Raw genomic sequence first — 20,497 nt, 5'->3', positions numbered from 1 at the left:
TGCGAGACGCATGCGTCTCGCGATCGGCGGCGCAGATAACATATAGAGCGAATGCGCAGCACAGCCATGCGCGTTCGCCCGCCCGTAGCGCAGCACTGGGAGGCACATCCTCGGGCCGCGCCGCGTCGGGATTGCGTTTCGAACGATCCACCGCCCGCGCCTCCTGTTGAGCACCGAGCGGCCGGGCATTGCGCGCCCCTGCGGGCTGACCGGCCGCCACGCTGTCAGGGAGCAGATCTTGCCCCCCAGCGCCACGATCCCGCAGCACAATGTGAAATCGATGCGTCGGGTCTGCAAACCGGCCCTCAGCAGAGCTATCGGCTGGACGCGGGCGACATGACAGCACACGTCTTCGCGCACCTGCGTCTCACCCACCGGCCTCCGCCGTTTCGAACCCGGCGCGGCATGAGGCCGCGCCATGGCCCACGCTCATCCCCCTTCTTCCGGTTCAGTCGACGACCCGGCCAATATCACCTTCGGCACCCGAACCCCCATCTCTGCCTAGGGACTACGAGCAGCCCGAGCGACGCACGAAAATTTCACCTGACCCCGACCCGTCTCAGGGAGGCCGAAAACCTCGCGCTTCGCATAGCGGAACCGATCCGCCGTGCCCCGTGGCTTGCCGATGGCGGCGCGGAGCGCTAACCAAGGGACGCAGGATTTTCAGGAAGGGCGCGCCATGAGCTTCGACTACGACCTTTTCGTCATCGGCGGCGGCTCGGGCGGGGTGCGTGCTGCGCGCATCGCCTCGACCCACGGCGCGAAGGTCGCGCTGGCCGAGGAATACCGCATGGGCGGCACATGCGTGATCCGTGGCTGCGTGCCCAAGAAGCTGATGGTGTTTGCCTCCACCGCCCCCGGCGCGGTGGAAGAGGCCCGCGCCTATGGCTGGGAAGCGGCGGTCGGCGCCTTCGATTGGACGGGTTTCCGCGCCAGGCTCGACGCCGAACTCGACCGGCTCGAGGCGATCTACCGCAAGGGCCAGCAGGGCGCGGGCGTCACCGTCTATGACCAGCGCGCCACCGTCGCGGGCCCGCATGAGGTGCGCCTCGCCGACGGCACCACCGTCTCGACCAAGCATATCCTCGTGGCGACCGGCGGGCGGCCCTTCGTGCCCGAGTTCGAGGGCTGCAAGCATGTGATGACCTCGAACGAGATCTTCAAGATGGAGCATCTTCCCGAGCGCATCCTGATCGTCGGCGGCGGCTATATCGCCTGCGAATTCGCCTGCATCCTCAACGGTCTGGGTGTGAAGGTCACGCAATATAACCGCTCGCCCCTGCTGCGCGGCTTCGACAGCGAAGCGCGCGACCTGATCGTGGATCAGATGGCGGCGGGTGGCATCGACATCCATACCCATGTGGTGATCTCGAAGATCGAGAAGGACGGCGCGGATCTCGTCGTGACCTGCGGCGATGGGCGGGTCGATCGGTTCGACGCGGTGCTCTACGCCACGGGCCGGGTTCCAAACACCGATGGGCTCGGGCTCGAAGAGACCGGTGTGACCCTGGGCGAGCGGGGCGAAGTGATCGTCGATCAATGGTCGCAGACCAATATCCCCTCGATCTACGCGGTGGGCGATGTGACCGACCGTATCAACCTTACCCCGGTCGCGATCCGCGAGGGCCATGCATTTGCCGATACCGTCTTCGGCGCGCATGCCCGCCCCTCCGATCACGAGCTGGTGGCTTCGGCCGTGTTCACGCAGCCCGAATTCGGCAGCTGCGGGATCACCGAGGAAGAGGCCGAGGAGCGCGGCAATACCGAAGTGTATGTCTCGAGCTTCAAGCCGATGCGCTCGGGCTTTGCCGGATCGGACGCGCGGGTGCTGATGAAATTGATCGTCTGTCGCGAGAGCCGGAAGGTTCTGGGCTGTCATATCGTGGCCCCCGAAGCGGGCGAAATGATCCAGATGGTGGCAATCGCGATGAAGATGGGCGCGACGAAGGAACAGTTCGACGCGACCTGCGCCGTGCATCCCACGATGGGCGAAGAGCTCGTAACCATGCGGAACCCGGTGCGACATTATTGAAATCGTGAAACGAATACCCAAGTCACCGACAAGATAACGGAAAGGTGAGGACCATATGAGCAATGGAGGCCCCTGGGGTGGCGGCGGTGGCGGCGACGACCGCAATGACGACCGCGAAGACAAGCGCCCCGGTCAGCGCCGCCCCGGTGAGGGCGGACAAATCCCCGAGATCGAGGAATTCATGCGCAAGGGCTCCGAGCAGCTCAAGGTGCTGATGGGCGGCAAGGGCGGCGGCAGCCGTCCTGGCAGACCCGCGGGCGGCGGCTCTGGTGGCCCCTTCCCGACCAAGATCGCCGTGGTGGTCGGCCTCGTCGCGGTCGTCGCGATCTGGCTGGGCTCCTCGCTCTACAAGGTGAACCCCGAAGAACGCTCGGTCGAACTGATGTTCGGGCGTTACTACGCGACCAAGGGCCCGGGTCTGAACCTCGCGCCCTGGCCCTTCATCACCTACACCAAGGTTCCGGTGACGCGCGAACAGACCGTCGATATCGGCTCGGGCCGTGCGGGTACGAACGATACTGGACTGATGCTCACGGGCGACCAGAACATCGTGGACCTCGAATTCCAGGTGGTCTGGAACATCAACGATCCGGCGAAATACCTGTTCAACCTGACCGACCCGCAGGACACGATCCGCGCGGTGTCGGAATCGGCGATGCGCGACATCATCGCGCGCTCGAACCTCGCGCCGATCCTGTCGACCGCGCGTGGTGAGATCGCGGCCGATCTGCGCGAAGCGGTGCAAAATACGCTCGACAGCTATGACGCGGGCATCAACATCGTGCGCGTGAACTTCAACCGTGCCGACCCGCCGCGCGAAGTGATCGACAGCTTCCGCGAAGTGCAGGCCGCCCAGCAAGAGCGTGACCGCCTTGAAAAGGAAGCCGACGCCTATGCCAACAAGGTGACGGCAGGCGCACGCGGTGAGGCCGCCCAGCTCAAGGAAGAGGCCGAGGGTTACCGCGCCAAGATCGTGAACGCCGCTGAAGGTGACGCCGCGCGTTTCACCTCGATCCTTGCGGAATACGAGAAGGCACCGGACGTGACCAAGCGCCGTATGTTCTACGAGACGATGGGCCAGGTGCTCTCGGGCGTGGACAAGGTCGTCGTGGACACCAAGCCGGGTGACGGGGGCGTCGTGCCTTATCTGCCGCTCGATCAGCTGCGCAAGAGCACCCCCACGACCAACAGCAACACCGGAGGGAACAACTGATGCGCGGACCTATCGCACTTGCCGTTCTCGTCATTCTCGTCGCGCTGGGGCTGAATTCGGTCTTCGTGGTGGACGAGCGTGAGAAAGCTCTCGTGCTGCGCTTCGGTGAGGTGCAGCAGGTCAAGACCGAACCCGGTCTCGGCTTCAAGATCCCCGTGGTCGATACGGTCGTGAAATATGACGACCGGATCCTGAGCCTGACCACCCAACCGCTCGAAGTCACCCCCGAGGACGATCGTCGTCTCGTGGTGGATGCTTTCGCACGCTGGCGCATCGTCGACGTGGTGAAATTCCGTGAGGCCGTGGGCGCGGGTGGCGAGCAGATCGCCAAGAACCGCATCGACGGCATCCTGAACAACGCGATCCGCGAAGTTCTGGGCTCGGTTCCCTCGACGGCCGTGCTGTCGGATGACCGTACCCCGCTGATGAACCGGATCCGCGATCTGGCGCGGCGCGAGGCCTCATCGCTCGGCGTCGACGTGATCGACGTGCGCCTGACCCGCACCGACTTGCCCGAGCAGAACCTGGCAGCGACTTACGGCCGGATGCGCGCCGAGCGTGAACGCGAGGCCGCAGACGAGCGCGCCCGCGGCGCCGAGGCCGCGCAGCGCGTGCGCGCCACCGCCGACCGGACCGCGGTCGAGGTGACCTCGCAGGCCAAGAAGGAAGCCGAGATCGTGCGCGGTGAAGCCGATGCGCAGGCGAACAAGATCTATGCCGACGCTTACGGCAAGGATCCCGAGTTCTTCGCCTTCAACCGGGCGCTTCAGTTCTACGCGCAGTCGATGAAGACGCAGACATCCTCGCTGGTGACCCAGCCGGACAGCCTCTATTTCGACTATGAACGCTTCCTGCGCTCGATCGGCGAGAAGCCGGGCGCCGGGGTCGCGAACGCGGCTGGCCAGTGATGGCGATGCTCTTGACCGGTCTTGGACTGGTCTTTGTGATCGAGGGGCTGGCGCTTGCGCTGGCCCCTTCTCGTATCGAGGAGGCGCTGGATCTGTTGCGCGCCATGACGCCCGGCCAGCGCCGGATGCTGGGCCTTGCGGGACTGGCGGCGGGCGTGGCGCTCCTCTGGGCGATCCGTCTCTGGGGCTGAGATCGCCCCCCTGCGACGGAATTTCCCGCTTGCGGAGAACGTAAAAACTTCCCATCCGGCATCCCCGCTCCTACATTTCAATCAAACGAGAGGAATACGCTGGCCCTGCCGCCGGCGGAGCCAAGGGAGTGCCACATGAATTTCTTCACCAGACCCGGATCCTCGCTGCGTGCCGGGATGGGCGCGGCCATGCTTGCCGTCGCGCTCGCCTGCGCCCCGCTTGCAGGCCCCGCCTATGCCCGCGGCGCGCCGGAGAGCTTTGCCGAGCTGGTCAATCAGGTCTCGAACTCGGTCGTGAACATCACCACGTCGACGACGGTGGCGGCGCCCACGGGCAACATTCCCAATTTCCCGCCCGGCTCGCCCTTCGAGGATCTGTTTCGTGATTTCGGTCTGCCCGGCCCCAACGGCCCGAACGGACGCGGCGCACCACGGCGGTCGAACGCGCTCGGCTCCGGCTTCGTCATTTCGGAAGACGGCTATATCGTGACGAACAACCACGTCATCGAGGATGCCGACGAGATCGAGATCGAGTTCTTCTCGGGCAAGCGGCTCGATGCGACGCTCGTGGGCACCGACCCCAAAACCGATATCGCGCTGCTGAAGGTCGAAAGCGACGAGCCCCTGCCCTTCGTGACCTTCGGCGATTCCGACAAGGTCCGCGTGGGCGACTGGGTGATGGCGATGGGCAACCCGCTCGGCCAGGGCTTCTCGGCCTCGGCGGGCATCATCTCGGCGCGCAACCGCGAGCTCTCGGGCAGCTATGACGACTATCTGCAAACCGACGCGGCAATCAATCGGGGCAACTCGGGTGGTCCCCTGTTCGACATGGAGGGCGAAGTCGTCGGCGTGAACACCGCGATCCTGTCGCCCAATGGCGGCTCGATCGGGATCGGCTTCTCGATGGCCTCGAACGTGGTCTCGAAAGTGGTCGACCAGCTCAAGCAATTCGGCGAGACCCGCCGCGGCTGGCTTGGGGTGAAGATCCAGGACGTGACGCCCGACATGGCCGAGGCGATGGGTCTTGAGACGCCCGAGGGCGCTCTGGTCTCCGAGGTGCCCGAAGGGCCTGCAAAAGAGGCCGGGATCGAGGCGGGCGACGTGATCACCTCCTTCGATGGCGGCGAGGTGAAGAGCACCCGCGATCTGGTGCGCCGCGTGGCCGATGCGCCGGTGGGCGAAAAGGTCCGCGTGACGGTGCTGCGCGATGGCGAGAGCAAGACGCTTCTGGTGACGCTGGGCCGGCGCGAGCTGGCCGAGGGCGAAGAACCGCCCAAGGCGGTGCAGGCCCCGCAGGAGGTCGAGAGGGACATGCTCGGGCTGACGGTGACGCCGCTCACGGACGAGCTGCGTACCGAGATGGGCCTGACCAAGGATGCACAGGGGCTCGTGATCAAGTCGATCGACGAGACCTCCGCCGCCTATGAAAAAGGTCTGCGCGCGGGCGATCTGATCACCGAGGTCGGCCAGAAGCCCGTCTCCTCGGTCGATGATTTCGAAGAGCGCGTGCAGGCGGCGAAGGATGCGGGGCGCAAATCGGTGCTCTTGCTGATCCGCCGTGGTGGCGAGCCGCGTTTCGTGGCGCTGCCAGTCGAGTGATCAGCGAAACCGAATGACACGGAAAGGCGCCCCCCGGGGCGCCTTTTTCATGGGCGGACCTCACGCGCGCGCACCCGCCACGATGCCAGCGTCAACACCGCAGCGGCAATCACGCACCACGTCGCCATGCCGAACATCTGCGTGGGGAGATCCACCCCCATATCGATGAGCACACCGGTGATCCCCGGCCCAACCGCGGTCGAAAGCACCATCGCCGCGACCACGAGCGCCCGGATACCGCCGAGGTTCTTCACCCCGTAGACCTCGGGCCAGAGCGCCCCCATCAGCGTCCCGGTGAACCCGTTCGAGACCCCGAGCAGCGCCATGAACGCATAGACACCCCAGACCGGCGTGACGGCGGCCACGCTCAGCGAAGCCAGTGCCAGCGGGATCAGCACGAAAGGCAACAGCCGAAGCGCCCCGAACCGGTCGATCAGCCCGCCGCAGACGAAACCGAAGCCCACCGTGGCCACCGACATCACCGGGAAAGCCGCCGCAAAAGCCAGATCGGAATAGCCGCGCAGCTCTGTCAGGTAGCCCTGATGAAAGAAGATCACCGTGGCGATGAAAGGCGGCGCGAGCAGACCGGCCAGCAACATGTAGAAGACCGGATCACGGATCACCTCGGCACGGGTCCAGTCGCGCGCGGTGCTGGCGGTGCTCGATTGCGCTTCTGCGGCAAGCGGCACGCGCTCGACCTTCATCAGCGTCACCACCAGCGGCAACGCGATCACCACCAGCAGTCCCGCCGACAGCCACCAGGCCAGATGCCACGTCCCGCTCGACTGATCGACCAGCACGACGATCACCGGAAGCACCGCCGATCCGAAGGGCTGGCCCGGGACGATCAGCGACATCGCCTTGCCGCGACTGGCAATGAACCAGCGCCCGATCTCGGTGAAGGCGATCTCGGTCATCATGCCCTGGCCAAAGAGCCGCAGCATGTAGATCGCGAGCGTAAGCACGACCAAATTGGGCGCCAGAGTGATCCCGATGCAGGCCAGCGCCAGAAGCGGAATCGTGAAGCGCACCACCTTCCAGCCGGGCATCAGGTCAAGCGTGCGCCCCAGAAAGGGCAGCGTCGAGGCCGAGGCGAGCGTGGCCAGCATGTAGAGCGCACCGAAAGCCCCGCCCGACAGACCGAAGCTCGCCCGGATCTCGTTTCCGGACAGGCCGATGAAAAAGGTCTGCCCGAAAGAGGAAAATAACGTCAGCAGGAAGCCCGCCGCCAGCCAGCGGGCATTGTCGCGCAGAAAACGCAGGTTGCTGTCGAAAAAGCCGGACATCAGGGTTCAAAGAATAGATGAATTCATCCCGTTTAGAGACGAGCCCGCCCGCCGACACAAGCCCCGCCCCCGCCAGCATTGGCGAAATCGCGATCCACCGGGTCGCTCAATTGCCCCAGATATACAGTCCCAGCTCCTGCGCCGCGCGCACCGAAAGCGTCGGGCTGTCGAGCCCGCGCGGACCCTGATAGGCAGAGATCGCGCGCCCCGTCGCCGGGTCGAGCTTGCCGTCGGCCGGCCCGGAATAGAGCCCGCGCACCTTCAGCGCACGTTGCAGCATCGCGACGAATCCGGGCGTCAGATCCCCCGAACAGACCGATTGGAAATAGCGTGCGCGCGAGGCCTCGACGATGCGCTGCGCGCTGACCTCCCGATAGACGGCAGGCTGCGTGATCTCGCCTGTCCCGGGATCGCGCTGCTCGGGCACGACCTGCACCTGTTCGGTCACCGTCTCCACCGTCGCGGGCGCTTTCAGCTCGGCATAACAGCCCTGCGCGTCATCGGCGGGTTTGCGTTCCATCAGCACCTTGGAAAGCGTCTGTGCGGGCGGACGGGAGGGCTTGCCTTGCGACGCGGTCTCTTCCTGACATCCCGCAAGCGCAAGGAGACCCGTGAACACCAGTGCCACGCGCCCGGCCCTGCGGGTCGATGAGGTATCCTGGCTCACGCGCTGCTCCTTTGCCTGCCTGCCCGCGAGATTAGCGCAATCGCGCCGCGCGGCAATCCCCGGCCGCCCCCCCTCTGGTCAAACCGGGCAAAGAGGCTTAGATCGGTTTCGTCCGGCGGCGACCGGCACGGAATTCAGCGATGAAGAGGCCCCGAGAAATGGCGAAAATCACCTATGTCGAATTCAACGGCACCCGTCACGAGATCGACGTGAAGCCCGGGATGACCGTCATGGAAGGCGCGCGCGACAATGGCGTGCCCGGCATCGACGCGGATTGCGGCGGCGCCTGCGCCTGCTCGACCTGCCATGTCTATGTCGACAAGGACTGGGTGGAAAAGCTGCCGCCGAAGGACACGATGGAAGAGGACATGCTCGATTTCGCCTATGAGCCCGACCCCGTCACCTCGCGCTTGACCTGCCAGATCAAGGTCACCGACGACCTCGACGGGCTCGTCGTCAACATCCCCGAAAAGCAGATCTGATGCTGCGCGCGGCGTTCACGACCCTGTTGCTGATCGCCGCCGCCCCGCCCGTTTGGGCCGAGGTCTCGGTCACGGCGCGCTATGCCGATCCGACCGATCGCTACGGGCATGACGCGCTCGGCCGCGGGCAGGAATTCGCCACGCTCTTCATCGAGATTGCCCGCAAGGCGGGATCGGAAGGTGGGCTGTTCAGGGGTCGGAGCACCCTCACCTATCGCCTGCCCGCCGATGCGGACATGGTCTTTGAGGACACCGCGCCGCGCATCGCCGATCTCGATGGCGACGGTCTTCCCGATGTGGTCGTGGTGCAGTCCAACCTGAAACGAGGTTCGCGCGTGTTGGTCCTGAGCGCGAAGGACGGCGCGCCTGCCTATCTCGCCTCAACCCCCTTCGTCGGCGAGCCGAACCATTGGGTCGCCCCCATCGGGATCGCGGATTTCAACGGCGACGGCCATCAGGAGATCGCGCTGATCGACGCCCCGCACAGGCTGGGCATCCTGCGCCTCTACCAGTTCGAGAATGGCACGCTGCGCGAGGTTTTCTCGGGCGGCAAGCTGACCAATCACCGTTTCGGCGCGGACCGGATCATGGGCGGGGTGCGAGATTGCGGCGAAGGCCCTGAGATGATCGTGGCGAGCTTCGACTGGTCGCAGCTGCGCGCGATCCATCTGGATGCCGAGGCCAATGTGAAATGGAAAAGCCTCGGGTCCGACACCTCGCCCGCCGCCTTCGACAAGGCGATGGCCTGCACGCTCTGATCACTTCAGCTGGCTGTCCTTCGAGCCGCGCCGGTTGATGCCCGCACGCGGGGCGCGGCGCGCATCGCGCTCGGAGGCGCACTCCACGCACAGCTTCACCCCGGGGATCGCCTCGCGCCTCGCCTGCGGTATCTCTTCGCCGCAATCGGCGCATTCCGTGAGGCTCTCGCCCACCGGGCCGCGCCGCGCCTTGAGCCGGTCAAGCTCGTCGCGGATCGAGGCTTCGATCTGCTCGCTCACCGCTCCGTCTTTCGCCCAGCCGCCTGCCATGATCGCCTCCTGCACCGATCACGCGAATCTAGCGCGCCTGCGCCCTTGGGTCAAAATCTCGCATCACTCTCGCACCACGCCGCTTTTTCCCCCCGCGCCGTCGCTTTCCCGTCAGCTTGCGGGCGTGCAAACCCCGATTGTGCCTCCAGCCCGCGCGGGGTAAGCCAACGCGCGAAGATGCGAAAGGACGCCAGCCATGACCGAGACCGCCAAAGCCTACGTTCTCACCGTTGCCTGCCCCTCGACGCGGGGGATCGTCGCGGGCATTGCCAATGTGCTGGCCGATCAGGGCTGCAACATCACCGACTCGCATCAATATGACGACCCGAAGACCGGGCAGTTCTTCATGCGTGTGAGCTTCGTGTCGGAAAAGGGTGCCGATGCGGACGCGATCCGCGCCGCCTTCGAGCCCGTCGCAACGGATTTCCAGATGGACTGGGCGGTGCGCGATGCCACCGAGAAGATGAAGGTCCTGCTGATGGTGTCGAATTTCGGCCATTGCCTGAACGACCTGCTCTATCGCTGGCGCATCGGCGCGCTGCCGATCGAGATCGTGGGCGTGGTCTCGAACCACATGACCTATCAGAAGGTCGTCGTGAACCACGACCTGCCCTTCCACCACATCAAAGTGACGAAGGAGAACAAGCCCGAGGCCGAAAAGCGCCTGCTCGACGTGGTCGACGAGAGCGGCGCCGAGCTGGTCGTTCTGGCGCGCTACATGCAGATCCTCTCGGATGCGCTGTGCCAGAAGATGTCGGGCCGGATCATCAACATCCACCACTCCTTCCTGCCGAGCTTCAAGGGCGCGAACCCCTACAAGCAGGCCTATGAGCGCGGCGTGAAGCTGATCGGGGCGACCTCGCACTACGTGACCGCCGATCTCGACGAGGGTCCGATCATCGAGCAGGACACCGTGCGCGTCACCCATGCGCAGAGCCCCGAGGATTACGTCTCGCTGGGTCGCGATGTCGAGGCGCAGGTGCTGGCGCGCGCGATCCACGCCCATGTGCAAAGCCGCGTCTTCCTCAATGGCAACAAGACGGTGGTCTTCCCGGCTTCGCCCGGCGCCTACGCCTCCGAGCGGATGGGCTGATCAGAAGCGGCGCACGCCCGCCTCGGTCACGATCATGTCGAGCGGCTGGTCGGTCGGCTCGGTCGGCACCTGCGGCACTTCCTGCGCCGCGAAGGCAAAGCCGATCGCGGTGACCGGGCCGCGGGCGCGCAGGCCCTCCAGCGTGCGGTCGTAAAAGCCGCCGCCATAGCCCAAGCGATAACCGAGCGCATCGAAGGCCAGGAGCGGCACGATCAGCACCTCGGGGATGATCTCCTCGCCATTGGCCGGGACATGCGCGCCATAAGCGCCTTCGATCATCTCGGTTTCGGGGCTCCAGCGGTGAAAGACCAGCGGCTGCCCCTGCCCCATCACGACCGGCAGGCAGAGCGGCCCGCCATGGGCCACCATCGCCGGGCGCGGATCGGGCTCGGTTCGGATCGGCCAGTATCCTGCCAGAACCTTGCCCGCAAAGGGCTCCAGCGCCGCCGTCAGCGCTCGCGTAGCCGCGCCATCATCCGCCGCATGCGCCACCTTTCGCGCGGCGAAGGCATCCTTGCGGGCGAGGTCCTTGCTCACAGCAGCAGGACCGAGGCGAGCCCGAGGAAGGCGAAGAAGCCCACCACATCGGTCATCGTGGTCACGAACGTCCCCGAGGCCAGCGCCGGGTCAGCCCCCAGTTTCTCCAGCGCCAACGGGATCAGAATACCCGAGAGCGCCGCGACGACGAGATTGATCACCATCGCCAGCCCGATCACGATCCCGAGCTGCGCGCCCGAGAACCAGAAGGCGGCCACGATCCCCATCACCAGCGCAAATGCCAGCCCGTTCAACAGTCCCACGACCGCCTCGCGTCGCACAACGCGCCATACGTTGCTCTCGGTGAGGTCACGCGTCGCGAGCGCGCGCACCGCAACGGTCAGGGTCTGCGTGCCCGCATTGCCCCCCATCGAGGCCACGATCGGCATCAGCACCGCCAGCGCCACGAGCTGCTGAATCGTGCCCTCGAAAAGCGAAATGACCCCCGAGGCCAGAATCGCCGTCAGCAGGTTCACGAAGAGCCAGGGCAGTCGCTGGCGAACGGTCTCCATCACCGTATCCGAGATTGCCGATTCCTCGCCCACACCGGCCAGACGCAGGATGTCTTCCTCGTGCTCTTCGTCGAGCACGGACATCGCGTCGTCGATGGTGATGACGCCGACGAGCCGGTCATCCTCGTCCACGACCGGGGCCGAGATCAGGTGATACTGGTTGAACGCATAGGCGACGTCGCCCTCTTCCCGATAGGCCGAGATCGTGCGGAATTCCTCTTCGCAGATATCGATCAGCTTCGAGGCGCGCGGAGCCGAGAGGATCCGTCCAAGGGTGATATTGCCCAGCGGGTGATAGGCCGGATCGACAAGGATCACATGGTAGAACTGGTCGGGCAGCCATTCGGCCGAGCGCAGATAGTCGATCGTCTCGCCCACCGTCCAATGTTCGGGCGCGGTGACGACTTCGCGCTGCATGAGGCGGCCGGCGGAATATTCGGGATAGGCGAGCGATTTCTCGACCGCGGCACGGTCCGGCTCGTCGAGCGCTTCGAGGATGGCCTCCTGCTGCGGCTCTTCGAGGTCTTCGATGAGATCGACCACGTCATCGGAGTCGAGCTCGCGCACCGCCTCGGCCAGAACTTCCGGCGGCAGGCTTTCAAGCACCTCTTCGCGAATGCCCTCGTCGATCTCGGTAAGGATCTCACCGTCGATCTCGCGCCCCCAAAGGCGCAGGATCGCGCGACGCTCGCTGCCGGAGACCTGTTCGAGAAGGTCGGCGATATCGGCCGCGTGGAGCGGTTCGAGCAGTGCGCTCAGCCTCTCCGCGTCACCCTGCTCGGCGGCATCGAGGATCGCCTCGACGACCTCCCCGTCAAGCCGGTAGTCCTCTTCCTCGCGGTCATGTTCTTCGGCAAGTGCTTCGGCCATGTCGCCCCCATTCCGATCGCGCGGAAAACATAGACGAATTCGCGCGGATGGACAGGGGGCGCGCGGAAAAAACCGGTCCGCTCCGCCAGAGATTTACCTTGTCGCGGCGTCGCCCTAGCATGGTGCGTCGGACAGGAGAGAGTAATGGCTGAGCTGCATCTGGGTCAGGTTCTGGAATATCGCGGAGATGCGCTGGTCGAGGGGCCCGAGGCGGTCACCCATCGCCGCCATGGCGCGCTGCTCGTCGAGGGCGGCAAGATCGCGGTCGTCGGCGAGGCCGATGAACTGCGCGCGGCCCACCCCCAAGCGCGCGTTACCGATCACGGCGGGAATCTCCTTTCGCCGGGATTCATCGACGCGCATGTGCATTATCCGCAGACGGCGATCATCGCGAGCTGGGGCAAGCGACTGATCGACTGGCTCAATCACTACACCTTCCCCGAGGAAATCTCCTTCGCCGATCCCGCCCATGCGACGCAGATCGCCAATCTCTATCTCGACCTCGCGCTCGAGAACGGCACCACGACGATGTGCAGCTATTGCACGATCCATCCGGGCAGCGTCGACGCCTTCTTCACCGCCGCACAGGCGCGCGGAATGCGGGTGGCGGCGGGCAAGACCTGCATGGATCGCAACGCCCCCGACGGCCTGCGCGACACGCCGCAATCGGCCTATGACGACAGCAAGGCGCTGCTGGCGCGCTGGCACGGGGTGGACCGGCTGTCCTATGTGATCACGCCGCGCTTTTCGCCCACCTCCTCGGCCGATCAACTGGCCGCGCTCGGGGCGCTTTGGGCCGAACACCCCGACTGCCTGATGCAGACCCATCTGTCCGAGCAGGTGGACGAGATCGCCTGGGTACACGAGCTTTACCCGACCGCGCGCGACTATCTCGACACCTATGAGACCTATGGGCTTCTCGGCCCGAACGCGCTTTACGGCCACGCGATCCATCTCGAGCCGCGCGAGGCCGACAGGATCCAGGAGGTGGGCGCGGCGCTGATCCATTGTCCGACCTCGAACACCTTCATCGGCTCGGGGCTCTTCGATTGGCCCAAGAGGCTGGCGGAGGGGCAGCGGATCGGACTTGCGACCGATACCGGCGGCGGGTCGAGCTTTTCGATGCTGCGCACGATGGCTGCGGCCTATGAGATCGGCCAGCTCACGCACAAGCCGCTCCATCCCGCCCAGCTCTGGTGGCTCGCCACCCAAGGCTCGGCGCAGGCGATGCGGATGGGCGACAGGATCGGCGCGCTGGCGCCCGGCATGGAAGCCGATTTCATCGCCGTCGATCTCGCCTCGACCCCCGCCATCGCCCAACGCGCGGCGCGTGCCGAGGATATCTGGGAAGCGATCTTCCCGACGATCATGATGGGCGATGACCGTGCCATCGCCGGCGTCTGGACGCTGGGCGAGAAGCGGCGCTGAGCGCGCGCCTCACTGGTAGTGCAGCGCCTCGATCGGATCGAGCCGGGCCGCCGCACGGGCCGGGAAATAGCCGAAGACCATACCCACCACCGCCGAGAAACCGAAGGCCAGCGCAATCACGTCGAGGCTGGGAGAGAACGGGATCGCCATGATCTGCGCCGCGACATAGGCGAGCCCGAGCCCCGCAAGGATGCCGATCACGCCCCCGAGAAGCGAGAGCACCACCGCCTCGACGAGGAACTGCATCAGCACCTGGCTTGCCTGCGCGCCCACCGAAAGGCGAATGCCGATCTCGCGGGTACGCTCGGTCACCGAGACCAGCATGATGTTCATGATCCCGATGCCCCCCACAAGCAGGCTCACCGCCGCGACCGAGGACAGCAGCCCCGTCAACACCGAGTTGACCGAGTTCAGCATCGAGGCGAGTTCCTTCATGTCATTGACCGAGAAATCATCCTCCTCGCCGATGGCGATGCGGCGACGGTCGCGCATCAGGGTCTTGATGTCCGAGATCGCGCGCTCGGAAGACACACCGGAGGCGACCGTCATCGAAATGGAGGACACGTCCTGGCTGCCCAGAAGTCGACGCTGCACGGTGCGCACCGGCATGATCACCAGATCATCCTGATCCTGCCCGAAAGAGCCCGCCCCCTTGGCGACCAGAAGGCCGATCACCTCACAGGAGATGGATTTGATGCGGATCTTCTCGCCCGTGGGATCTGTCGAGCCGAACAGCGCGGTGCGCACCGTCTCGCCGATGATGCAGACATTCGCTCCGCTACGATCCTCGGCGGTCGAAAAGCTGCGTCCGCGTGCGATCTCCCAGCCGCCGATCTCGAGATAGGCCGAGGTCGTGCCGGTGATCGTGGTGGAGCGGTTTGAATTGCCGTAAACAGCGGTTTCCGAACTCGAAACAGTCGGAGCGACCGCGGAGAGAGAGGTCAGATCCTGAAGCGCCTCGACATCCGCGAGCTTGAAGGACGGGGCGTTGTCGCGCGCCCCCGGCCCCATCATCTGCGCACCGGGACGCAGCACCAGAACGCTTGTGCCGAGCGATTCCACATTGGCCGAAACCTGCTCGGACGAGCCCTGCCCCACCGTCACCATCGCGATCACCGCCGCGACGCCGATCACCACGCCGAGCACCGTCAGGAAGGAGCGCAGCGCATTGCGGGTGATCGCGGTGAGTGCAAGGCGAACCGTTTCCCAAAGCATCACGACGCCCTTTCCTGCATCAACTCGTCACGCACGACCTTGCCATCGGTGAAGACGACCAGCCGCGAGGCATAGGCGGCCATGTCTTCCTCGTGGGTCACCATGACGATGGTCAGCCCCGCCTCGCGATTGAGCTTCTGCATAAGTTCCATGATCTCGACGCTGCGTTTCGTGTCGAGGTTGCCCGTGGGCTCGTCGGCGAGCATCACCATCGGCTCTCCCGCGAGCGCCCGCGCGATCGCCACCCGCTGTTGCTGACCGCCCGAGAGCTGCGAGGGCGTATGATGCTCGCGCCCTTCGAGCCCGACGCGCTGCAGCGCCTCACGCGCCCGCACCAGCCGCTCGGCCTTGCGCTGGCCCTTGTAGATCAGCGGCAGTTCGACATTCTCGATCGCGGTTGTGCGCGGCAGCAGGTTGTAGCCCTGAAAGACGAAACCGAGGTAGTTGCGGCGCAAAAGCGCGCGCTGGTCCTGATCGAGCGTCGCCACCTCGACCCCGTTGAAGCGGTAATGCCCGCCACTCGGACGGTCGAGACAGCCGATGATGTTCATCGCCGTCGACTTGCCCGACCCCGAGGGCCCCATGATCGCGACGAACTCTCCTTTCTCCACGGTCAGATCCACCCCGTCGAGCGCGCGCACCAGCGCCTCACCCGAGCCATAGGTTCGCGTGATGCCTTCCAGCTCGATCAGAGGCGGGCTCATTGCGCGCCGTCCCGCTGGTCGGTGATCACCTGATCGCCCTCGGCCAGATCCCCCTCGGTGATGATCGTGAGTTTGCCGTTGGACGCTCCGGGCGTGACCGCCACTTCGACCGGGGTCCCGTCGCGCAGCACCCAGACGGATTTGCCCGTCGCGGTCGCGCTGTCCGATCCGGGCCGGGACGGCATGATCAGCCCGATCAGTCCGCCCGCGCCATTGCCCGTATCCTCGACCACCTGCGGCGGCGCGTAGCGCAAGGCCGCATTGGGCACCAGAAGCGCGCCGGTTTCTTCATCGACGGTGATCGTCGCGGTGGCGGTCATGCCGGGACGCAGCATCATCTCGCCGTTATCCACGGCAAGAACGCCTTTGTAGGTGACCACGTCATCGGTGGTTTCTGGCGCATAGCGCACCTGAGTGATCGTCGCGGGAAAGATCTCTCCGGGATAGGCGTCGACGGTGAAGCTGGCCCGGTTGCCGACCTCGACCTGCCCGATATCGGCCTCGTCGATATCGACCAGAAGCTGCATCTTGCTCAGATCCTCGGCCAACGTGAAAAGCGTCGGGGCAGAGAGCGACGCCGCCACGATCTGCCCGGCCGAAACGTCGCGATCCAGCACCACGCCCTTGATCGGGGAACGGATCACCGTCTTTTCCAGATCGTCCTTTTCCATCGCGAGATTGGCTTCGGCCAGGGTGAGCGAGGCCTGCGCCGCCTGAACCGCGGCCACCGCCCGGTCACGCGTGGCAACGTAGCCCACGAAATCGCTGTGGTTCACCACCCCACGCCGCTCAAGCTCGGCCTGCGCGTCGTAAAGCTCGGTTGCCTCGCGCTGCGTGGCTTCGGCCTGCAAAAGCTCTGCCTTCGCCGCGGCCAGAGCGGCCTCGGCATTCGCGACCTGCGCATTGAATTTCGTGTCGTCGAGACGGGCGAGAACCTGCCCCACCTCGACCGCATCGTTGTAATCGACCTCGATGCTCGCGAGCGTGCCGGAAAGCTCGGAAGAAACCTCGACCTCGGTCGTCGGCTCGACCGTGCCGGTTGCGGTCACAGTCACCGTCAGGTCACCGCGCGTGACGGCCTCGGTCACGTAGGTCACGCCCCCCGATTGCTGGGAACGCGCGAGCCAGAACCAGGCCCCCGCCGCGCCGAGCACCGCGACCACTGCGACCGCCCAGAGCCAGCCCCTCTTGCGGTGCTTGGCCCCTGCGAGCATCCGTTCGATCTCTTCGCTGCTTCGATCCGCCATCTGGGTCGTCCTTCACTCGTCGCGCCATCGCCGCATCTTGAACGATGCTCTGGATTGATACGTGTGACAATCAGAGCTCCGTCGCAGCACGAACGCATTGAGGCGGAACAACTTAGTCTTGAATAGAAGGTATGTTCCCAGCGAATGGCTGAAAACCCGGATTACCTGGCCGGCGCCTTGGCTGCGGCCTTTCCGTCGAGGCGATGGCGCAGCGGCAGCAAACTCAGAAGCGCCATCCCCGCGAACCCCGCTCCGGCAAGGAAGGTCCATTGCGGGCCCCACACCTCCCAGAGCGCGCCCGCGACCACGCTTGCCACCAGAAGCGCGATCCCGGTAACGAGGTTGAACATCCCGAAAGCGGTGCCGCGCAGCTCGGCCGGGACCGCCTCGGCCACCAGCGTCGAGAGCAGCCCCTGCGTGAACCCCATATGCACACCCCAGAGCAGCACGCCAACCGCAAGGTTCGTGATCCCGCTCGAGAGTGCCAGCACGACATCGGCCGCGATCAACAGACAAAGACCCACGATCAGAAGCCAGACCCGGCCGATGCTGTCTGAGAGCACCCCGACCGGATAAGCGGTGAGCGAATAGACGAAATTCATCCCCACGAAGATCAGCGGCACCAGCATGATCGGCACGCCTTCGCCCTCAGCACGCAGGATCAGGAAGGCCTCGCTGAAACGTGCCAGCGTGAAAAGCGTCGCCACCACCACGACCCACCAGTAGACCCCGCCCAGGAGTTTCAGCTCGGAAGGCGCGAGCGGGTTGCGCACCCGGCGGAGCCCCTCGGGGCGCGCGGGCTCTTTCACCGCAAACAGGATCAGCCCCAGCGAGAGGAAGGCCGGGATCACCGCAACCCAGAACACCGCGCGGAAATTGTCGGAGAACAGCCACATCAGCAAAATCGCGGCGAGCGGGCCCACGAAGGCGCCAACCGTGTCGAGCGACTGGCGCAGCCCGAAGGCCGCGCCGCGCAGCCCCTCGGGCGCGAGATCGGCCACCAGCGCGTCGCGCGGCGCGCCGCGAATACCCTTGCCGACGCGGTCGATGAAGCGCGCCGCGACCAGCCAGCCGAAGCTGGGCGCGAGCGGAAAGATCGGTTTCGTCACGGCGGCAAGCCCGTAGCCCAGCGCCGCGAGCAGCTTGCGCTGCCCGATCCTGTCGGACAGCGCGCCGGAGAAGACCTTGGTGATCGCGGCAGTCGCCTCGGCGATCCCCTCGATCACGCCGACCGCCAATGTCGAGGCGCCAAGCCCCACCGTCAGATAGACCGGCAAAAGCGCGTGGATCATCTCGGAGGAGACATCCATGAAAAGCGAGACGAAGCCGAGCGCCCAGATCCCTGCGGGCAATGACCTTTTGTCCGATGCGTGTGGATTTTTCACGCGCTCTCCTTTCCATGAGCCCGACGGTCGCGGGCACGGCCCGCTATCGCGATGCGCTATCGTGGCGCGTAAACGGGCAATGGCAAGCCTTTGGAGGCAGTCTCTCTACCGAAGAGGTCGAAAAGCGCACACACAGTCGCGTGATCCGCGCTAGGGTTCGCGGGGTGACAGCGAAAGGCGCGACGGCATGACCGAGAAATCCCTGATCTTTCCCGCGCAGGAATATCGCGACCGCGTCACGCGGCTGCAAGCGGGGATGGCTGCGGGCGGACTCGACGCGCTATTGCTGAGCGCGCCCGCCGATATTTTCTACACGGCCGGGTTTCTCACCCGTTTCTGGGAGAGCCCCGCCCGTCCGTGGTTCGTCGTTGTGCCGCAATCGGGCGAGCCCGTGGCGGTGATCCCAGCGATCGGGGCCGAGCTGATGGGGCGCTGCTGGATCCCGCAGATCCGCACATGGGACGCCCCCGATCCGCGTGATGACGGGGTGAGCCTGCTGGCCGGGACGCTGGCGGATCTGGTGCCCGAAAGCGGACGGATTGGTCTGCCGATGGGATTGGAGACGCATCTGCGCATGCCCTTGGCCGATTTCGAGGCCCTGCGCACCCGCCTCGCCCCGCGCGCCCTCGTGGACGCCACCGCCTGCGTGCAGCGGGTGCGCGAGATCAAGTCCGAAGCCGAGATCGCGAAGATCCGCACGAGCTGCGAAATCGCTGCGCGCGCGTTCGATCGGGTGCCGGAATTTGCCCGAGCGGGGCGGAAGCTCGACGCCGTGTTCCGCGATTTCCAGATCGCACTGCTCGACGAGGGCGCGGATTGGGTGAGCTATGTCGCGGGCGGAGCCGGGTGCGATGGTTATGGCGATGTGATCTCGCCCGCCGGCCCAGAGCCCTTGCGCCCCGGCGATGTGCTGATGCTCGACACCGGCGCGGTGCGCGAGGGCTATTTCTGCGATTTCGACCGCAACTGGGCGATCGGTCCCGCCTCGGATTGCGCCCGGCGCGCCAATGACGCGCTCTGGCAGGCGACCGAAGAGGTGATCGCCACCCTGCGCCCGGGCCACCGGGCCTGCGACGTCCATGCGATGCTCTGCGCCGCGCTGCGCCGCCATGGAGCGACGCCTTCGGGCGGCAGGCTCGGCCACGGGCTCGGGATCACTCTGACCGAATGGCCCTCCTTCACGCCTCTCGACACGACGCCGCTGCGCGCGGGCATGGTGCTTACGCTGGAGCCGGGCTGCGAGACGCGCGACGGGCATATCCTCGTGCATGAGGAAAACATCGTGCTGCGCGAGGACGGGGTCGAGCTTCTGTCGCCCCGCGCGCCCGCAGAATTGCCGGAGATCGTCGGATGAGCGCCTTTCCCTATGAGTTGTTCGAAGAGGCCCTGCCCCGGCTCGGTCTTGTGGTGCTTCAGGTCGATGAGACGATCGAACAGGATTTCCGCCGTCTCTTTCCGCCCGAAGCGGCGCGGATCAATGTCAGCCGCGTGCCTTCAGGGGCCGAGCTGACCCCCGACACCCTCGCTCAGATGAAGGCCACGCTACCTGCGGCGGCCGCGCTACTGCCCCCGGCCGCCCGGTTCGATGCGGTGGGCTATGCCTGCACCTCCGGCACGACGCTGATCGGAGCCGCGCGTGTGGCGGAGCTTGTCTCGGGTGCAGTGCAAAGCCGCGCCGTGACCGATCCGCTCAGCGCCGCGCTGGCGGCCTGCCGCGCGTTGGGGCTGGAGCGTGTGGGGATCGTCTCACCCTATATCGCCCCGGTCGCGGGGCCGATCCGGCAGGCGTTCGAGGCCGCGGGGCTGAGCGTCCCCGACACGCTCTCCTTCGGAGAAGAGGTGGAGGCCCGCGTGGCCCGGATCGCGCCCGCCTCGATTGCCGAGGCCGCGCGCACCCTCGCCCGTCGCAACAGGATCGACGGGGTCTTCCTGTCCTGCACCAACCTGCGCACGCTCGACATCATCGCCCCGCTCGAGGCCGAGCTGGGAATGCCGGTGCTCAGTTCGAACCAGGTGCTCGGCTGGCACATGGCGAACCTGTCGGGCGCACGGATCGCGGTGGCGGGTCATGGAAGGCTGCTTGCGACTTGACCCGACGCG

Annotated in this window: 20 protein-coding genes; 11 read left to right on the top strand and 9 right to left on the bottom strand. The window is 65.8% G+C overall.

The window, feature by feature from the left end:
* Positions 1 to 679: 679 nt before the first annotated feature.
* From gorA to BMI90_RS17405, 5 genes are all read left to right on the top strand, one after another.
* On the top strand, positions 680 to 2,032 hold the full coding sequence (gorA, locus tag BMI90_RS17425) for a glutathione-disulfide reductase (protein ID WP_078530752.1): 1,353 nt from the start codon (positions 680 to 682) through the stop codon (positions 2,030 to 2,032).
* 55 nt (positions 2,033 to 2,087) lie between these two features.
* Positions 2,088 to 3,245 carry an FtsH protease activity modulator HflK gene (gene hflK / locus BMI90_RS17420; protein ID WP_078530751.1) on the top strand — a complete coding sequence of 386 codons (1,158 nt, stop codon included), beginning with the start codon at positions 2,088 to 2,090 and terminating at the stop codon, positions 3,243 to 3,245.
* Positions 3,242 to 4,153 (top strand): protease modulator HflC, encoded by a 912-nt coding sequence (locus BMI90_RS17415; RefSeq protein ID WP_078530750.1) that lies wholly within the window; start codon positions 3,242 to 3,244, stop codon positions 4,151 to 4,153. The genes hflK and BMI90_RS17415 overlap by 4 nt, the downstream gene beginning before the upstream one ends.
* The gene (locus tag BMI90_RS17410) at positions 4,153 to 4,344 is read left to right on the top strand and encodes a DUF2065 domain-containing protein (protein ID WP_078530749.1); all 192 of its coding nucleotides are present in this window, start codon (positions 4,153 to 4,155) and stop codon (positions 4,342 to 4,344) included. The genes BMI90_RS17415 and BMI90_RS17410 overlap by 1 nt, the downstream gene beginning before the upstream one ends.
* 189 nt (positions 4,345 to 4,533) lie before the next feature.
* On the top strand, positions 4,534 to 5,943 hold the full coding sequence (locus BMI90_RS17405) for a DegQ family serine endoprotease (protein WP_246831581.1): 1,410 nt from the start codon (positions 4,534 to 4,536) through the stop codon (positions 5,941 to 5,943).
* Positions 5,944 to 5,990: 47 nt separating this feature from the next.
* Here the strand turns inward: BMI90_RS17405 and BMI90_RS17400 are convergent, their stop codons facing one another.
* Both BMI90_RS17400 and BMI90_RS17395 read right to left on the bottom strand, forming a co-directional pair.
* Positions 5,991 to 7,229 (bottom strand): MFS transporter, encoded by a 1,239-nt coding sequence (locus BMI90_RS17400; protein ID WP_078530747.1) that lies wholly within the window; start codon positions 7,227 to 7,229, stop codon positions 5,991 to 5,993.
* 106 nt (positions 7,230 to 7,335) lie between these two features.
* Positions 7,336 to 7,896 carry a peptidoglycan-binding domain-containing protein gene (locus BMI90_RS17395; protein ID WP_078530746.1) on the bottom strand — a complete coding sequence of 187 codons (561 nt, stop codon included), beginning with the start codon at positions 7,894 to 7,896 and terminating at the stop codon, positions 7,336 to 7,338.
* Positions 7,897 to 8,054: 158 nt separating this feature from the next.
* Here BMI90_RS17395 and BMI90_RS17390 point away from each other — a divergent pair, with 158 nt between their 5' ends.
* Both BMI90_RS17390 and BMI90_RS17385 read left to right on the top strand, forming a co-directional pair.
* Complete coding sequence (locus tag BMI90_RS17390; RefSeq protein ID WP_078530745.1) at positions 8,055 to 8,378, top strand: 2Fe-2S iron-sulfur cluster-binding protein; 324 nt, start codon at positions 8,055 to 8,057, stop codon at positions 8,376 to 8,378.
* Positions 8,378 to 9,136, top strand: coding sequence for a VCBS repeat-containing protein (locus BMI90_RS17385; protein WP_078530744.1), 759 nt, complete (start codon positions 8,378 to 8,380; stop codon positions 9,134 to 9,136). The genes BMI90_RS17390 and BMI90_RS17385 overlap by 1 nt, the downstream gene beginning before the upstream one ends.
* On the opposite strand, the gene BMI90_RS17380 is transcribed toward BMI90_RS17385, so the two are convergent.
* The gene (locus tag BMI90_RS17380; protein ID WP_078530743.1) at positions 9,137 to 9,406 is read right to left on the bottom strand and encodes a DksA/TraR family C4-type zinc finger protein; all 270 of its coding nucleotides are present in this window, start codon (positions 9,404 to 9,406) and stop codon (positions 9,137 to 9,139) included.
* A 196-nt stretch (positions 9,407 to 9,602) separates the two neighbouring features.
* On the opposite strand from BMI90_RS17380, the gene purU reads away from it, so the two are divergent.
* Positions 9,603 to 10,499, top strand: coding sequence for a formyltetrahydrofolate deformylase (purU, locus tag BMI90_RS17375; protein ID WP_078530742.1), 897 nt, complete (start codon positions 9,603 to 9,605; stop codon positions 10,497 to 10,499).
* On the opposite strand, the gene BMI90_RS17370 is transcribed toward purU, so the two are convergent.
* Positions 10,500 to 11,036, bottom strand: coding sequence for a 5-formyltetrahydrofolate cyclo-ligase (locus BMI90_RS17370; protein ID WP_078530741.1), 537 nt, complete (start codon positions 11,034 to 11,036; stop codon positions 10,500 to 10,502).
* A complete protein-coding gene (gene mgtE, locus BMI90_RS17365) occupies positions 11,033 to 12,418 on the bottom strand; it encodes a magnesium transporter (protein ID WP_078530740.1) in 1,386 nt (461 codons plus the stop codon). Before mgtE ends, BMI90_RS17370 begins: the two co-directional genes overlap by 4 nt.
* Before the next feature lie 144 nt (positions 12,419 to 12,562).
* On the opposite strand from mgtE, the gene guaD reads away from it, so the two are divergent.
* A complete protein-coding gene (gene guaD, locus BMI90_RS17360; RefSeq protein ID WP_078530739.1) occupies positions 12,563 to 13,846 on the top strand; it encodes a guanine deaminase in 1,284 nt (427 codons plus the stop codon).
* A 9-nt stretch (positions 13,847 to 13,855) separates the two neighbouring features.
* On the opposite strand, the gene BMI90_RS17355 is transcribed toward guaD, so the two are convergent.
* The 4 genes from BMI90_RS17355 to BMI90_RS17340 all read right to left on the bottom strand — a co-directional run bounded on the left by BMI90_RS17355 (position 13,856) and on the right by BMI90_RS17340 (position 18,397).
* Positions 13,856 to 15,061 (bottom strand): ABC transporter permease, encoded by a 1,206-nt coding sequence (locus BMI90_RS17355; protein ID WP_078530738.1) that lies wholly within the window; start codon positions 15,059 to 15,061, stop codon positions 13,856 to 13,858.
* Positions 15,061 to 15,765, bottom strand: a complete 705-nt coding sequence (locus BMI90_RS17350; RefSeq protein ID WP_078530737.1) for an ABC transporter ATP-binding protein — start codon at positions 15,763 to 15,765, stop codon at positions 15,061 to 15,063. Before BMI90_RS17350 ends, BMI90_RS17355 begins: the two co-directional genes overlap by 1 nt.
* On the bottom strand, positions 15,762 to 17,012 hold the full coding sequence (locus BMI90_RS17345; RefSeq protein WP_078530736.1) for an efflux RND transporter periplasmic adaptor subunit: 1,251 nt from the start codon (positions 17,010 to 17,012) through the stop codon (positions 15,762 to 15,764). The genes BMI90_RS17350 and BMI90_RS17345 overlap by 4 nt, the downstream gene beginning before the upstream one ends.
* 161 nt (positions 17,013 to 17,173) lie before the next feature.
* Positions 17,174 to 18,397 (bottom strand): MFS transporter, encoded by a 1,224-nt coding sequence (locus tag BMI90_RS17340; protein WP_246831579.1) that lies wholly within the window; start codon positions 18,395 to 18,397, stop codon positions 17,174 to 17,176.
* 187 nt (positions 18,398 to 18,584) lie between these two features.
* Here BMI90_RS17340 and BMI90_RS17335 point away from each other — a divergent pair, with 187 nt between their 5' ends.
* Positions 18,585 to 19,751 (top strand): Xaa-Pro peptidase family protein, encoded by a 1,167-nt coding sequence (locus BMI90_RS17335; RefSeq protein WP_078530735.1) that lies wholly within the window; start codon positions 18,585 to 18,587, stop codon positions 19,749 to 19,751.
* A complete protein-coding gene (locus BMI90_RS17330; RefSeq protein ID WP_078530734.1) occupies positions 19,748 to 20,488 on the top strand; it encodes an aspartate/glutamate racemase family protein in 741 nt (246 codons plus the stop codon). The genes BMI90_RS17335 and BMI90_RS17330 overlap by 4 nt, the downstream gene beginning before the upstream one ends.
* Positions 20,489 to 20,497: the final 9 nt, after the last annotated feature.

Origin of the sequence: Thioclava sp. L04-15, from assembly GCF_002020275.1 — a bacterium.
GTDB lineage: Bacteria > Pseudomonadota > Alphaproteobacteria > Rhodobacterales > Rhodobacteraceae > Thioclava > Thioclava marina.
This window is presented reverse-complemented; position numbering and strand designations above follow the sequence as displayed.